Origin of the sequence: Massilia agrisoli, assembly GCF_020831365.1 — a bacterium.
GTDB lineage: Bacteria > Pseudomonadota > Gammaproteobacteria > Burkholderiales > Burkholderiaceae_D > Telluria_A > Telluria_A agrisoli.
The window spans coordinates 25,878-40,867 of sequence record NZ_JAJHPV010000010.1; the positions used below are offsets into that span (position 1 = coordinate 25,878).

Genomic DNA, 14,990 nt, shown 5'->3' on the forward strand with positions numbered 1-14,990 from the left:
AAGGGCGCCAAGCGAAGACGCCGCGGCCATGGGCCGCGGCGCCGAACCTCGTCCTTACCAGGAGGGACTTTAGAAGTAGCTTTCCGGAATAACGAGCACGTCGCCCGGATACATGAAGGTATTGGCCGAGATGTCGCCGTCCTTGATCAGGTCGTCGAGGCGCACTTTCAGGGTTTGCTGCTGGCCGTTGATGGTACGGATGATGGTCGCGCGGTTGCCCGAAGCGAACTCGGTTACCCCGCCGACCGCGATCAGCACGTCCATCAGCGACATGTTGCGGCGGAACGGCAGCGCCTGCGGACGGGCAGCCGCGCCGATCACGCGCACCTGCTCGCTGAAGTTGCCGACGAAGGCAGTGACGATGACGGTGACGACCGGCTGCTGGATGAACTTGGCCAGCGCCTTTTCGATATCGCGCGCCAGTTCGGTGGAGGTCTTGCCGGCGGCCTGCAGGTCTTCGACCAGCGGGGTGGTGATCTTGCCGTCAGGACGCACTGGCACGCTCTGCGAAACTTCCGGGTTGCGCCACACCACGATCGACAGGTTGTCGCCCGGTCCGATCAGGTAGTCGTTGCTGGGGGCGGCCACTTGCGGCTGGGCGGTGGCCGGCTTGCTCATCATGGCGCAACCACCGAGGGTCAGCGCCGACAGGGCGAGCGCGGAATAAGCCAGCAATTTCATCATTTTTTGTTGAAGGGTGTTCACCTGGATATCCTTTTGTGCCGAAATGGTGGAGCGCTTGCGGCGGGGCCTGCAGTCCTGGAGACCGTGATTCCCGCAAGCAACTATGCTTTCAAGTATTTCTATTTTAGCATGCAATTTTTTTAGGAAAAGCTGCACGATTGCAAAATTGTGGCTTAGTTGGTTTTTCGATCCAATAGCGCCCGAATGTAGCTTGCCGGAATCGCATAACTGATGCCGCTCGGACTGGTAATCGCCGTTTCCTTCAATCCTTTGACCAGTACCGAGTTGATGATTCCGTACACCACCCCGGTCTCCGGATCGTACAGGGGACTGCCACTGTTGCCCGGATACGCAGTGCCGTCGAGCTGGAAGATCAGGAAAGGCGACTTTTGCAGCTGGGCCAGCACGCGCGGGTTCAGGTTCCGTGAACCGATGGACGGCATCACGGCCGGCGTAATGGCCGACAGCATGGCGCGGTGGGTGGCATGATGCAGCCCCAGTAGCATGCCGAGCGGGAACCCGGTAAAGGCAAAGTCGCGTCCTTCCAGCACGGTGGCCGAGTCGCCGACCGCCAGTACCGGCAGCGGCGCCCCGCTGATACGCAAGTGGGCCAGGTCGTGTTCCTTGTCCAGGCCGGCAAGCGTGGCGGCGCGGAACTGCACCTGGTTGCCGCTGCCCACGACGATGCCGAGGGTCTCCAAATTTGTGGTGTCGAGCACGTCCGGGATGCTGTGCGCATTGGTAATCACCGACAGGCCGTCGCCCACGGCGAAGCCGGTGGCCACAAAGCGGATTGCAGGGCTGCGGGTGCGCTGGTGGGTGCCGACGCCGACCACCGACTGTTTAACCGTCGCAATAGTCTTGCTGAAGTCGGCCGCGCGGGCGGGCGTTTGCGCAACACAAAGCAGGCCGCCAAGCAGCAAGGCGGCCCAGCGAAGCGTTAAAGCGTTGCGATAAATACGGTTGCGGGCGATCATAAGGCAGAAATGGATGTGGACGCTTAACAGGCCGGTTCAGCCTATACGCCAATAGCCAGAAACGCAAGAGTTGCCCAAATGAACGCCTGTCGGGCGCGTCGAGTGTTGTCATTTTGTCTTATTTGCCGCGCACGATTGCGTTTTGGCATCGCGCTTTTCTAGTCTGTGCGAAACTCTTTATTCGCAGAAATAACTTAACCCGCGTTGGATATTTTCACACTTCGTCAGCCTGTCATATCTTGACGTTAAGCTAAGGAAAAAACGCGGATTTAGTAGCAACAAGTAATGAAATGTCATGTATGATATGACACGAATCAATGCCCAGAAGCAATTTTCTCCAAGCGATACGAAGCCTGGAAGGGATTGCCGACGGTGCGTTTAACCATACGTGGCGGCCGCACAGGCCGCTCCTGGCATGGCCGGAAAACCGGCCAGCCATTAAAGGCGAGAACGACAAGATGGCAGAATTAAGCGCCCTGATTACTACCTTACTGAAGGCGATCTGGAAGTACCGCTGGTACGCGGTCATTGTTTCCTGGATCGTCGCGATCGCCGGCTGGGTATTTGTATACCGCATGCCGGACGACTACCAGGCTTCGGCCCGGGTCTACGTGGATACCCAAAGCATCCTCGCGCCACTGCTGGCGAGCATGACCACGGTGCCTAACATTAACCAGCAGGTCGGCTTCATGCGCCGCACCCTGATCAGCCGCCCGAACGTCGAAAAAGTGATTCGCACGGTCGACCTCGACATCAAGGCGAAGACGCCGGCCCAGCATGAAGCGATGGTCGATGAGCTGATGGAAAAGATCACCATCACCGGCACCGAGCGCGACGACATCTATACGATTTCGTACAGCAATCCTGACCCGAAAGTGGGCAAGGAAGTCGTGCAGGCGCTGTTGAATATCTTCGTCGAAGGCAGCTTCGGCAACAAGCGCCAGGATTCGGAACGCGCGGTCCAGTTTATCGACGACCAGATCAAGAGCTACGAGGTCAAGCTGGCCGAAGCCGAGAACGCGCTGAAGGACTTCAAGATCAAGAACATCGGCATGCTGCCGCGCGAAGGCGGCTTCAACAGCCAGATGAATTCGGTCACCGACCAGCTCAGCCAGGCCCGCCTGGAACTGGCCGAGGCCGAGCAGGCGCGCAACGCGATCGCCCGCCAGATCGGCGCCAACAGCGGTGCGGCCAGCGCCGGCAGCACGGCCCCCGCCGCCGTCGACAATCCGGAACTCGACGCCCGCATCTACAACCTGCAGAAGAACCTCGACCAGTTGCGCATGCAGTACACCGAGGAGCATCCGGACATCGTCGCCGCCAAGCGCCTGCTGACCCAGCTCGAAGCGAAGAAGGTGGAAGACGCCAAGCGCGTGCGCACCGCGTCCGACCCGGTCGCCCCGGTCAGCCCGATGATGCAGCAGCTCAAGGTGCAACTGGCCGGTGAAGAAGCCCGCGTCGCGTCGCTGCGCGCCCGCGTCAACGAATACGCCTCGCGCAGCGCCAAGCTGCGTTCGCAAAGCTCGGTGGCGCCGGAAGTCGAAGCCCAGCTGGCCCAGCTGAACCGCGACTACGAAGTCAACAAGGACAACTACAACAAGCTGGTGGGCCGCCGCGAAGCCGCCAAGCTGTCGGGCGACCTCAGCTCGGCGACCGACATGCTGACCTTCCGCGTGGTCGATCCGCCGACCGCGCCGCTGGTGCCGACCGGCCCCAACCGCCCGCAGCTGTTCTCGCTGGTGTTCCTGGCCGCGCTGGGCGCCGGCCTCGGCGTGGCATTCCTGATGAGCCAGCTGCGCCCGACTTTCATGGCCCAGAGCACGCTGCGTGAAGCGACCGGCCTGCCGGTGCTTGGCTCGATCAGCATGAACTGGACGCCCGAACAAAAAGTGAAGCGCCGCTCCCGCCTGTACGCATTTTCCGCAGCAGTCGTCGTGCTGTTCGGCGTGTATGGCGGCGTGATGACGGCAATTCTGATGAGGCCATCGCTGTAACAGCGGCGACCGAGAGGAAATAATATGAGCATTATTGAAAAAGCAGCAGGCAGGATCGAACACAAGAAGGAAGAGCCGACCATCGGGTCTCCAGCACCGTTGAGCGCGCCGGAAAGCATCATCGAGCGTTCGATGCACGCCGCCGCGCCTGCCGCACCGGCTGCCGCAGCTCCGGCTGCCGCAGCTGCCGAAGCGAAGGCCGCGCCGCAGCACAGCGCACCGCCTGTGGCCGAGACCTCGATCGCACCGCGCCCAGGCGCCCGCGTTGTCGAGCTCGACCTTGCGCGCATGCAGTCGATGGGCCTGGTCACCGCCGCCGGCGGACGCACCGCGCTGGTGGAAGACTTCCGCATCATCAAGCGCCCGCTCCTCAAGCGCGCCTTTGCCGAGCCGGCCCAGAATGGCCGCCCCGGCAACCTGATCATGATCACCAGCTCGCTGCCGGGCGAAGGCAAGACCTTCTGCGCGATCAACCTGGCCATGAGCATCGCCATGGAACTCGACCACACCGTGCTGCTGATCGACGCCGACGTCGCCCGCCCATCGGTGCTGAGCACGCTCGGCCTGCCGGCCCACCGCGGCCTGATGGACGTGCTGCTGGACGACAAGCTCGACGTGGCCGACGTCATGCTGCGCACCAACGTCGACACCCTGTCGATCATTTCGGCCGGCAGCAGCAACCCGCGCGCCACCGAACTGCTGGCCAGCCAGGCCATGAACGCGCTGGTCGAGGAAATCGCCCACCGCTACCCGGACCGCATCGTGATCTTCGATTCGCCGCCTTTGCTGCTGACCAGCGAAGCGCACGTGCTGGCTGCCCACATGGGCCAGATCGTGGTCGTGGTGGAAGCCGAGGCGACCACCCAGCACGCCGTCAAGGAAGCGCTGAGCCAGCTCGAAGGGCTGGACAACGTCAACCTCATCTATAACAAGACGCATGAGTTCCCGGGCACGGAAACCTACAATTACAACTATGGCTAAGCAGCGTCGTCACGCAGCGCTGGCGCTGGCCCCGCTGGCCCTGTTGTTGTCGCAGCCGTCCCAGGCGTCGTGGAAGTTCACGCCGACCCTGGAGCTGCGCGAAACCTATACCGACAACCTGCGGCTGGCCCGCAGCGGCCGCGAGCAAAGCGACTGGATCACCGAAGTCACGCCTGGCTTCACGGTCGCGAAGCGCTCCGACCAGGTGCGTTTCGACGCCACCTACCGGCTGCACTACTTTGCCGGCGCCGATGACATCGGCGAGGAAGTCGACCGCGCCCAGTCGGCGCTGGCCGCGCGCCTGGCTGCCGAAGTGGTGGGCGACTGGCTGTATTTCGACGGTACCGCCAACATCAGCCAGCAGCCGGTGTCGGCTTTCGGCCCGCTGCTGAGCCGCCGCTCCTACGCCGCCATCAACCAGACCGAATTGCGCAGCTTCAGCGCCAGCCCCTACCTGCGCCACCGCTTCGGCTCCACCGCGACGGTGGAGCTGCGCTATGTGCGCGACAAGGTCGATACCGGCCGCGAACGCCTTGGCAACAGCGACGGCGAGACCGTCGCCCTGTCGGTGGTCAGCGGTTCGCGCTTTGCCGACCTTGGCTGGAACCTGCTGGTGCGCGAGCAGCGCATCGACGACGAGCTGGCGCCGGAAACCAGCGCCGCCACCGCCTCGGCCGGCCTGCGCTATTCGCTCAGCCGCACGATGGCCCTGACCGGCAACGTCGGCTACGACAAATACGACTACGCGGCGCTGGGCGGGGTGACCGAGGGCCGTTCGTGGTCCACCGGCTTTATCTACACGCCGAGCAGCCGCACCCGCATCGACGCCAGCGCCGGCCGCCGCTTCTATGGCGACAGCTACCACCTGTCGGCCAACCACCGCGCGCGCCGCGCCGCGTTCTCGCTCAGCTACAGCGACGCCGTGACCAACAGCCGCTCGCAGTTCCTGCTGCCGTCGACGGTCGATACCGCGGCCCTGCTCGACAGCCTGTTCCTGTCGGCGTTCCCCGACCCGGTCGCGCGCCGCCAGGCGGTCGAGGCCTACATGCAGGCCACCGGCCTGCCGCCATCGCTGGCCGACAGCATCAACTACTTCAGCAACCGCTACTTCCTGCAAAAGCAGCTGCGCGCCGCTGTCGTGCTGCGCGGCTCGCGCACCCGTACCGTGTTCACCGGCTTCGGCACGCGCCGCACCGCGCTGTCGACGGCTGAAGCGGACAGCGCGATCCTCGGACCGAGCTCGCTGACCCTGAACGACAACACCAGCCAGCGCGGCGCCAGCGCCTTGTGGAGCTACCGCCTCGATGGCAAGACCGACTTCAACGCCAGCCTCCAGACCAGCCGGGTCGAATCGATTACGACCGGCGTGGTGCGCAACCATACCGAAACACGGCTGTCGCTGACCCATCAATTTGAACGCAAGCTGTCCGGCGTGATCGAGGTCCGCCACGTCACCGGCCCGATCACCCAGGGCTTCGGCAAATACGTCGAAAACGCGCTGTCGGCCGGCGTGCTGATGCAGTTTTAAGAGAAGCGAGCAACGCAATGTACGAAAATTATTACGGGCTCTCCGACAAGCCGTTCCGCCTGCGGCCCGACCCCCACTTCTTCTACGGCAGCAAGGGCCACAAGCGCGCCATGGCCTACCTCGAGTACGGCCTTTCGCACGGCGAAGGCTTCATCGTCGTCACCGGCGAAGTCGGCGCGGGCAAGACCACCCTGGTGCGCAACCTGTTCAACCAGCTGCCGTCGGACCAGATCGTCGCCGCCCATATCGTCAACACCCACCTGGACGCCGAGGACACCCTGCGCACCGTGGTGGCGGCCTTCGGGCTGCCGTATGAAAACGCCAGCAAGACGGCGATGCTGGCGCGCCTCGAGCAGTTCCTGCGCGCCTGCGACCAGGAAGGCAAGCGCGCCTTGCTGGTGGTCGACGAAGCCCAGAACCTGACCCCGCGCGCGGTCGAGGAACTGCGCATGCTGTCGAACTTCCAGACCGATGAAAAATCGCTGCTCCAGACCTTCCTGCTGGGCCAGCCGGAATTTCGCACCACCTTGCACAGCGCCGGCATGCAGCAGCTGCGCCAGCGCGTCACGGCCAGCTACCACCTCGGCCCGATGGATGCGGAAGAAACCCGTGCCTACATCGAGCACCGCCTGCACACGGTCGGCTGGCGCGACGACCCGACCTTCAGCGACAACGCCTACGCCGCCATCTACGAATACTCGGGCGGCATCCCGCGCAAGGTCAACGCCTTGTGCGACCGCCTGCTGCTGATGGGCTACCTGGAAGAACTGCACGCGCTGAAGGAAAAGGACGTCAACGAAGTCATTCGCGACATCCAGTCGGAGTACCAGGTGCCGCAAAGCGCCCAGGGCGCGCAGCCCGATGGCGTACAGGACAACGAGCGCCATGCGCAGATGCCGAACCTGGACAACCCCGGTTACATGGATGAGCGCATGATGAAGATGGAAAAATCAATGGCCTCGGTACTGTCGATCCTGAAGAAGATCGTCAGCTCGCTGCCCGCGCCAACGCAAGCCCCGGACAATAATCAAGATGAACGACCGACTCCACCCTAAAGCCGTTGCGGACGCTGTGATCCGCAACGCCATGACGATCGACGTCGAAGACTACTTCCAGGTGTCGGCGTTCGCCCCCGTGATCGACCGCGACAGCTGGGCCGGGCGCGAATGCCGGGTCGAGCGCAACGTCGACCGCATCCTCGCGCTGCTGGCCAGGGGGAACGTGCACGCCACCTTCTTTACCCTCGGCTGGATCGCCGAACGCTATCCGCAGGTAGTGCGCAAGATCGTCGCCGGCGGCCACGAGCTGGCCAGCCACGGCTACGGCCACCTGCGCGCGTCCGACCAGACCCGCGAGGAATTCCGCGACGATATCACCCGCAGCAAGGCGCTGCTGGAAGACATCGGCGGCCAGCAGGTACTCGGCTACCGCGCACCGAGCTTTTCGATCGGCACCGCCAACCTGTGGGCGCTCGACGTGCTGCAGGAAGCCGGCTACCGCTACAGCTCCAGCATCTACCCGATCCAGCACGACCACTACGGCATGCCGGACGCGCCGCGCTTCGCCTTCTACCCGAACGGGCCTGACGGCCTGCTGGAAGTGCCGATCACCACCGTGCAGGTCATGCAGCGCAAGCTGCCCGCCGGCGGCGGCGGCTACTTCCGCCTGCTGCCGTACGCGCTGTCGCGCTGGATGATGGAGCGGGTCAACCAGGTCGACCAGCAAAGCGCGATCTTCTACTTCCACCCGTGGGAGATCGACCCTGGCCAGCCGCGCCCTGAAGGCGCCAGCATGAAGAGCCGTTTCCGCCACTACGTCAACCTGGACCGGATGGAAGGGCGCATCGCCCAGCTGACCCGCGATTTCAAGTGGGACCGGATGGACCGTATTTTTTTAGGTAAGTAATGAGCTCGATCATCGAAGCAGTACAAGAAAAAAAGGCCGCCGCAGCGGCAATCGCCGCGCGCCCGACCCTGCACCTGATGGAGCCGAAGGACATGGCGCGCTGGGATGCGTTCGTCGCCAACTGCCCGGAGGCGACCTTCTTCCACCGCGCCGGCTGGCAGACCGTGATCGAACGGGTCTACGGCCACAAGACCTGGTTCTATTACGTCGAACAGAACGGCAAGATCGTCGGCGTGCTGCCGCTCGCCGAAATCAAGAGCCGCATGTTCGGCCACTCGCTTGGCTCGCTGCCGTTCTGCGTGCTCGGCGGCGTCGTTGCCACATCGGATGCGGCGCGGCCGCTGCTCGACGACGCGGCCGACAAGCTGGCCCGCTCGCTCGGCGTCGGCCACCTCGAAATGCGCAACCTCGTGCCGCAGCATGCGGGCGACCCGAACTGGTACCAGAAAGAGCTGTACGTCACCTTCCGCAAGGAGATCAGCGCCGACGACGAAGCCAACATGAACGCCATCCCGCGCAAGCAGCGCGCGATGGTGCGCAAGGGGATCAAGCTCGGGCTGACCGGCGAGATCGACCAGCACGTCGACCGCTTCTTCACCGCGTATTCGACCAGCGTGCACCGCCTCGGCACCCCGGTTTTCCCGAAGTCCTACTTCAAGGTCATCAAGGAAGTGTTCGGCGACGACTGCGAGATCCGCACCATCGTGCGCGGCGACGAGATCATCGCGGGCGTGTTGAGCTTTTACTTCCGCGACGAAGTGCTGCCTTACTACGGCGGCGGCATGCCGGCCGCGCGTGAATGCGCGGGCAACGACTTCATGTACTGGAACCTGATGCAGGCAGCGGCCGCGCGCGGCTGCCGCATCTTCGACTTCGGCCGCAGCAAGCTCGGTACCGGCGCCTTCGACTTCAAGAAGAACTGGGGCTTCGAGCCGACCCCGCTGGCCTACGAATACCGCCTTTATGCGTCGGCCGAACTGCCGGACAATAACCCGCTGAACCCGAAGTACCAGCTGTTCATCAAGATGTGGCAGAAGATGCCGATCAAGCTGGCCAATTTCCTTGGCCCGTTCATTGTCAGGAACCTGGGGTAAGCCGTGGAAGACCTGCTCCTGCTGATCCACCGGATGCCTTATCCGCCCAACAAGGGCGACAAGATCCGGTCGTACCACCTGCTCAAGCACCTGGCGCAGAACTACCGCGTGCACCTGGCCACCTTCATCGACGACGCCGACGACTGGCAGCACGTGCCGCTGGTCGAGAAGATGTGCGCCAGCAGCCACTTCGCCAGGCTCAATCCCCTGATGGGCCGCGTGCGCAGCCTGGTCGGGCTGCTGGCCAACGAATCGCTGTCGCTGCGCTACTACCAGCACGCCGGCATGCGCGACTGGGTCGCCAAAACCATGGCCGCGCATCCGATCAGCCGCATCGTCGTGTTTTCGTCGCAGATGGCGCAATATGCCGAGCCGTATGGCGACGCGCGCCGCGTGGTCGATTTCTGCGATGTCGATTCCGACAAGTGGCGCCAGTACGCCGACAACAAGCGCTGGCCGATGAGCGCCCTGTACCGCCACGAGGCGCGCCAGCTGCTGCGCTACGAGCGCAAGGTGGCGCTTGAGTGCGACGCGTCGCTGTTCGTGTCCGATCCCGAAGCGGAACTGTTCCGCCAGCTGGCGCCGGAAAGCCGCGCCAAGATCGGCTTCTTCAACAATGGCGTCGATACCGACTACTTCTCGCCGCTGCGCAGCTACGACAATCCATACAAGGATGGCGAGCGCGCGCTGGTGTTCACCGGCGCGATGGATTACTGGCCGAACGTCGACGCGGTGCAGTGGTTTGCCGCCGAGGTATTCCCCCAGCTGCTGGTCAAGTTCCCCAAGGCGCGCTTCTACATCGTGGGCGCGCGCCCGAGCGCCGCGGTGCAGGCGCTGGCCCAGAATCCGGGCGTGGTAGTCACCGGCACCGTGCCGGACGTGCGCCCGTACATCGCCCACGCCGAAGTGGCGGTCGCGCCGCTGCGGGTGGCGCGCGGCATCCAGAACAAGGTGCTGGAGGCGATGGCGATGGCGCGTCCGGTGGTGGTGTCGCCGCAGGCGCTCGAAGGCATCGAGGCGGCGCCCGGCACCGACCTGGTGCTGGCCGACGGCGCACCGGCGTTTGCCGCCGCCGTAACCAATCTGCTCAACCAGGCCGATGGCGCCCTGGGCCCGTCGGCGCGTGCTGCCGTCGAAAACCTGTACAGCTGGCCGAGCAACCTGGCGCGCATCGATGCGAGGCTTGAATGTACCTGAACCCATCGTCCACGGTCATGAACGCACCCCGATCGCGCCTTGACGGCGCCGCCTGGCTCCTGATCGCGCTCGCCTTCCTGTCGCCTTTCGTGCTGTTCTTCGACACCGCGCGCTCGGTCGTATCGATCTGGAACACCTCCGAAACCTTTGCGCACGGGTATGTCATCTTGCCGATCGCCCTGTGGCTGGCCTGGCGCCGCCGCGCGGTGTTCGACGCTTTGCCGCCGCAGCCATACTGGCCCGCGCTGGTGCTGCTGCTTGCGGCGGGCGCCGGCTGGATGCTGGCCGGGATGGGCGAAGTTCGGGTGGTGCAGCAGTTCGCGCTGGCCTCGATGATCCCGCTGGTCGCACTGTGCGTGTTCGGCCCGCGCCTGGCAAAGGAATTCACCTTCCCGCTGCTGTTCGTGCTGTTCGCCGTGCCGTTCGGTGAAGTGTTCATCCCGCCGCTGATTGAATTTACCGCCGACTTCACCATCTGGGCAGTGCAGCTGACCGGCATTCCGGTGCTGCGCAACGGCACCCGCTTCGACCTGCCAACCGGCAGCTGGTCGGTGGTGGAGGCCTGCAGCGGCGTGCGCTACCTGATTTCGTCGTTCACGCTGGGCTGCCTGTACGCCTACCTGACCTACCGTTCGACCCGCCGGCGCCTGATCTTCATCGGCTTCTCGATCCTCGTGCCGATCATCGCCAACGGACTGCGCGCCTACATGATCGTCATGATCGGCCACACCAGCGGCATGACGATGGCGGTCGGCGTCGACCACCTGATCTATGGCTGGGCATTTTTCGGCATCGTGATGTTCGCGCTGTTCTGGGCCGGCAGCTTCTGGCGCCAGGACCACCTGCCGGAGCCTGTCCCTGCGGCGCCGGCGGCCGGCGCGCGCGGCCCGGTTCCGCTGGCGCCGATCGTGGCTGCGGTATTTGCCGCAATGGCCATCTGGCCTGCGCTGCTCACCTATCTCGACCGCGCCGCCTTCAACCCGGACCCAGTGGTGCTCGAAGCGCCTGCCGTCAGCTGGGCGCCGGCCCAGGATTTCAGCTCCTGGCGCGCCAACTTCATGCAGCCCGACGCCAGCTTCAATGGCGTGTTCCGCGCGCCATCGGACGGCACGCCGGTTGCGCTGGACGTGCTCTACTACCGCAACCAGACCCGCGACAAGGCATTGATCAGCTCCGTGAACCGCATGACGGCCACCAAAGACGCCTTCCACGAAGTCGGTTCCTCGGTGCGCACCGAAAAAGTAGGCGAGCGCAGCATCGCCGTGCGCGAAGCGCGCATGCGCGGCCCTCGAGGGACCTTCCTGGTATGGCACTGGATGTGGATCGACGGCCGCGCCACCACCAGCGCCTATGCCGGCAAGATGTGGCAGGCGGGCGCCAAGCTGATGATGCGCGGCGATGACGGCGCGGCCGTCATGCTGTCCGCCCCTTACGCCGACAGCCCGGATGAAGCGCGCGCTGCCTTGCGCTCCTTCCTGGGCGAGAACTTCGGCGCGGTGGAAGCATCGCTGGCCAAGGCGAGGGGTGCGCAGTGAGCAGCCTGTCCCAGGCACCCCTGGTGGTGCATCTTATCTACCGGCTCGACTTCGGCGGGCTGGAGAACCTGATGGTCGAGCGCATCAACCGCATGCCGGCCCAGGCCTACCGCCACGCGATCGTCTGCCTGACCGGCTATACCGATTTCGCGAAAAAGATCAGCCGTCCCGATGTTGAAATCTATGCGCTCGACAAGCAGCCAGGCCTGTCGCTCGGCACCCACGCAGCGCTGTGGAGGCTGCTGCGGCGCCTGAAGCCGGCCATCCTGCACAGCTATAACCTGTCCGCGATCGAATACGCGCCGGCCGCGATCCTCGCGGGCGTGCCGATCCGGATCAATGGCGCCCATGGCCGCGACCACAACGACCCGCACGGCACCAACCGCAAGCACAACGCGCTGCGCCGGGCAATGCTGCCGTTCTACGACTGCTGCTACGCCAACTCGGCCAGCATGCAGGACTGGAACCGCGATGTGATCGGCGTGCCCGAACACAAAAGCCGGCTGCTGCCGAACGGGATCGATTCGGACAAATTCCACCCGCGCGCGGCCGGCCAGGGCAGGGCGCTCGACGTATTCCCGCCTGACGCCATCGTGATCGGCGCGGTCGGCCGCATCCAGGACGTCAAGGACCACGCCAGCCTGGTGGCCGCATTCGTGCTGCTGCGTGAACGCCTGCCGCAGCTGCGCGCGCAACTGCGCCTGGCGATTGTCGGCGACGGCCCGCTGCTGGCGAAGCTGCGCGCGCAGGTAGACGCCGCGGGCATCGCCGACGCTGCCTGGCTGCCGGGTTCGCGCAACGACGTCGCCGATATCCTGCGCAGCATCGACATTTTTGCCATGAGTTCAATCGCCGAAGGCACGCCCGGCTCGGCGCTCGAAGCCATGTGCGCCGGCCTGCCGGTGGTGGGCACGCGCGTTGGCGGGCTGCCAGAGGTCATTGAAGACGGTGTGACCGGCGCGCTGGTGCCGGCATCAAGCCCGGCCGCGATGGCCGAAGCGCTGGAACGCTACGTGCTCGATCCGGCCCTGCGCGCACACCATGGCGAAGCGGGGCGCATGCGGGTTCACCGCAAATACAACATGGCGGCGATGGTCGCCGCCTATCAGTCGCTGTACGACAGCTTGTGCGAACGTAAGACCAAATTCAGGAATCAGGTTAAATCATGTGTGGAATAGTAGGCATTTTTGATACGCGCGGCGCGCGCGAGATCGACCCGGCGCTGGTAAAGCGAATGAACGAGACCCAGCACCACCGCGGTCCGGACGAAGGCGACGTGTACACCGAACCTGGCGTGGGCTTCGGCCACCGCCGCCTGTCGGTGATCGACATCGCCAGCGGCCAGCAGCCGATGTTCAACGCCGCCGGCGACGTCGGCGTGGTGTTCAACGGCGAGATCTACAACTACCCGGAACTGACCACTGAGCTCGAACAGCTCGGCTACGTTTTCCGTACCCGCAGCGACACCGAGACCATCGTGCACGCGTGGGAAGCGTGGGGCGAGGCGTGCGTGCACAAGTTGCGCGGCATGTTCGCCATCGCCGTCTGGGACCGCAAGGCGCAGACCATGTTCATGGCGCGCGACCGCATGGGCGTCAAGCCTTTCTTCTACGCCGAACTGCCGGACGGGATGTTCATCTTTGGCTCCGAGCTGAAGTCGCTGCGCGCCCACCCTGGCCTGCCGCACGCGATCGACCCGCAGGCGGTCGAGGAGTACTTCGCCTACGGCTACGTGCCGGAACCGAAAACGATTTACAAAGGCGCCAAAAAGCTTTCGCCGGGCTACTGCCTGACCGTCAAGATCGGCCAGCCGGTGCCGCAGCCGAAGCAGTTCTGGGATGTGCCATTCAAGCTGCACCACGCAATGACCGAATCGGACGCCAAGGGCGAGCTGGTCGAGCGCCTGCGCGAAGCGGTCAAGATCCGCCTCAAGGCCGAAGTACCGCTGGGCGCCTTCCTGTCGGGCGGCGTCGATTCGAGCGCCGTCGTGGCGATGATGGCTGGCCTCAACAAGGACCCGGTCAACACCTGCTCGATAGCGTTCCAGGAAAAAGCCTTCGACGAGTCGCAGTACGCCGAACAGGTGGCAAAGCAGTACAAGACCGACCACGTCACCGAAACCGTCGACACCGACGACTACGCGCTGCTCGACACGCTGGCCGACCTGTACGACGAGCCGTATGCCGACAGTTCGGCGATCCCGACCTACCGCGTGTGCCAGTTGGCGCGCAAGCGCGTGACCGTGGCCCTGTCGGGCGACGGCGGCGACGAGAACCTGGCCGGCTACCGCCGCTACCGCTACGCGATGGCGGAAGAGAAGGTGCGTTCGAAGATCCCGGACGGGATGCGCAAGATGGTCTTCGGCCCGCTCGGCAAATACTATCCGAAGGCCGACTGGGCGCCGCGCGTGTTCCGCGCCAAGACCACCTTCGAAGCGCTGTCGCGCGACCTGACCGAGGGCTACTTCCACGGCGTGTCGCTGATGTCCGACGCGATGCGCGACCGCCTGTTCTCCGACCGCTTCAAGGCTGGACTGCAAGGCTACAGCGCGGTGGAAGTCATGCGCGGCCACGCGGCCAAGTCGCCGACCGACGACCCGCTGTCGATGGTGCAGTACCTCGACATGAAAACCTACCTGCCGGGCGATATCCTGACCAAGGTGGACCGCGCCAGCATGGCGCACGCGCTGGAAGTGCGCGTGCCGCTGCTGGACCACAAGCTGGTCGAATGGATTTCCGGCCTGCCGCCGGAGATGAAGCTCAAGGGCAGCGAAGGCAAGTACATCTTCAAGAAGTCGATGGAGCCCTACCTGTCGGAAGAGATTTTGTACCGTAAGAAGATGGGCTTCGCGGTGCCGCTGGCCGCCTGGTTCCGCGGCCCGCTGCGCCAGCGCGTGCGCGAGTCGCTGCTTGGCTCGACGCTGGCCGACACCGGCATCTTTAACACCGCCTTCCTGGCCGAGATGGTCGAACAGCATCAGAGCGGCCGCCGCGACTACAGCGCCCCGATCTGGTCGGTGCTGATGTTCGAAGCCTTCCTGCGTAAAGAACTGAACGGAGCATGAGCGTGGGCAAACCAGAAAATATCGCCGCCAT

The 14,990-nt window shown here is 64.4% G+C and carries 12 protein-coding genes; 10 read left to right on the top strand and 2 right to left on the bottom strand.

From position 1 onward, the window contains the following. Positions 1–69: 69 nt before the first annotated feature. Both LMJ30_RS06625 and LMJ30_RS06630 read right to left on the bottom strand, forming a co-directional pair. Positions 70–705, bottom strand: coding sequence for an XrtA/PEP-CTERM system exopolysaccharide export protein (locus LMJ30_RS06625; RefSeq protein WP_371872982.1), 636 nt, complete (start codon positions 703–705; stop codon positions 70–72). 152 nt (positions 706–857) lie between these two features. Next, positions 858–1,661 (bottom strand): S1 family peptidase, encoded by an 804-nt coding sequence (locus LMJ30_RS06630; protein WP_229431553.1) that lies wholly within the window; start codon positions 1,659–1,661, stop codon positions 858–860. Positions 1,662–2,119: 458 nt separating this feature from the next. Between LMJ30_RS06630 and LMJ30_RS06635 the strand changes: the two genes are divergently transcribed. From LMJ30_RS06635 to LMJ30_RS06680, 10 genes are read left to right on the top strand one after another with little or no spacing between them, the layout of a single operon-like run. Then, a complete protein-coding gene (locus LMJ30_RS06635; RefSeq protein WP_229431554.1) occupies positions 2,120–3,655 on the top strand; it encodes an XrtA system polysaccharide chain length determinant in 1,536 nt (511 codons plus the stop codon). 24 nt (positions 3,656–3,679) lie between these two features. Further along, a complete protein-coding gene (locus LMJ30_RS06640) occupies positions 3,680–4,636 on the top strand; it encodes an XrtA-associated tyrosine autokinase (protein WP_229431555.1) in 957 nt (318 codons plus the stop codon). Further along, positions 4,629–6,164 (top strand): TIGR03016 family PEP-CTERM system-associated outer membrane protein, encoded by a 1,536-nt coding sequence (locus tag LMJ30_RS06645; protein ID WP_229431556.1) that lies wholly within the window; start codon positions 4,629–4,631, stop codon positions 6,162–6,164. Before LMJ30_RS06640 ends, LMJ30_RS06645 begins: the two co-directional genes overlap by 8 nt. A gap of 17 nt (positions 6,165–6,181) precedes the next feature. Continuing rightward, positions 6,182–7,219 (top strand): XrtA/PEP-CTERM system-associated ATPase, encoded by a 1,038-nt coding sequence (locus LMJ30_RS06650; RefSeq protein ID WP_229431557.1) that lies wholly within the window; start codon positions 6,182–6,184, stop codon positions 7,217–7,219. Continuing rightward, positions 7,197–8,069, top strand: a complete 873-nt coding sequence (locus tag LMJ30_RS06655) for an XrtA system polysaccharide deacetylase (protein ID WP_229431558.1) — start codon at positions 7,197–7,199, stop codon at positions 8,067–8,069. The genes LMJ30_RS06650 and LMJ30_RS06655 overlap by 23 nt, the downstream gene beginning before the upstream one ends. After that, positions 8,069–9,163, top strand: a complete 1,095-nt coding sequence (locus LMJ30_RS06660; RefSeq protein WP_229431559.1) for a FemAB family XrtA/PEP-CTERM system-associated protein — start codon at positions 8,069–8,071, stop codon at positions 9,161–9,163. The genes LMJ30_RS06655 and LMJ30_RS06660 overlap by 1 nt, the downstream gene beginning before the upstream one ends. A 3-nt stretch (positions 9,164–9,166) precedes the next feature. Then, on the top strand, positions 9,167–10,360 hold the full coding sequence (locus LMJ30_RS06665; RefSeq protein WP_229431560.1) for a TIGR03087 family PEP-CTERM/XrtA system glycosyltransferase: 1,194 nt from the start codon (positions 9,167–9,169) through the stop codon (positions 10,358–10,360). Beyond that, entirely contained in the window at positions 10,351–11,895 is a 1,545-nt protein-coding gene (gene xrtA / locus LMJ30_RS06670) for an exosortase A (RefSeq protein ID WP_229431561.1), read from the top strand. The genes LMJ30_RS06665 and xrtA overlap by 10 nt, the downstream gene beginning before the upstream one ends. Continuing rightward, positions 11,892–13,073, top strand: coding sequence for a TIGR03088 family PEP-CTERM/XrtA system glycosyltransferase (locus LMJ30_RS06675; RefSeq protein WP_229431562.1), 1,182 nt, complete (start codon positions 11,892–11,894; stop codon positions 13,071–13,073). The genes xrtA and LMJ30_RS06675 overlap by 4 nt, the downstream gene beginning before the upstream one ends. Further along, the gene (locus LMJ30_RS06680; RefSeq protein ID WP_229431563.1) at positions 13,061–14,959 is read left to right on the top strand and encodes an XrtA/PEP-CTERM system amidotransferase; all 1,899 of its coding nucleotides are present in this window, start codon (positions 13,061–13,063) and stop codon (positions 14,957–14,959) included. The genes LMJ30_RS06675 and LMJ30_RS06680 overlap by 13 nt, the downstream gene beginning before the upstream one ends. Positions 14,960–14,990 lie beyond the last annotated feature (31 nt).

Coding starts and splice junctions, on each gene's coding strand:
- LMJ30_RS06630 (WP_229431553.1), bottom strand. CDS start 1,661: ATGATCGCCCGCAACCGTATTTATCGCAACGCTTTAACGCTTCGCTGG.
- LMJ30_RS06635 (WP_229431554.1), top strand. CDS start 2,120: ATGGCAGAATTAAGCGCCCTGATTACTACCTTACTGAAGGCGATCTGG.
- LMJ30_RS06640 (WP_229431555.1), top strand. CDS start 3,680: ATGAGCATTATTGAAAAAGCAGCAGGCAGGATCGAACACAAGAAGGAA.
- LMJ30_RS06645 (WP_229431556.1), top strand. CDS start 4,629: ATGGCTAAGCAGCGTCGTCACGCAGCGCTGGCGCTGGCCCCGCTGGCC.
- LMJ30_RS06650 (WP_229431557.1), top strand. CDS start 6,182: ATGTACGAAAATTATTACGGGCTCTCCGACAAGCCGTTCCGCCTGCGG.
- LMJ30_RS06655 (WP_229431558.1), top strand. CDS start 7,197: ATGAACGACCGACTCCACCCTAAAGCCGTTGCGGACGCTGTGATCCGC.
- LMJ30_RS06660 (WP_229431559.1), top strand. CDS start 8,069: ATGAGCTCGATCATCGAAGCAGTACAAGAAAAAAAGGCCGCCGCAGCG.
- xrtA (WP_229431561.1), top strand. CDS start 10,351: ATGTACCTGAACCCATCGTCCACGGTCATGAACGCACCCCGATCGCGC.
- LMJ30_RS06680 (WP_229431563.1), top strand. CDS start 13,061: ATGTGTGGAATAGTAGGCATTTTTGATACGCGCGGCGCGCGCGAGATC.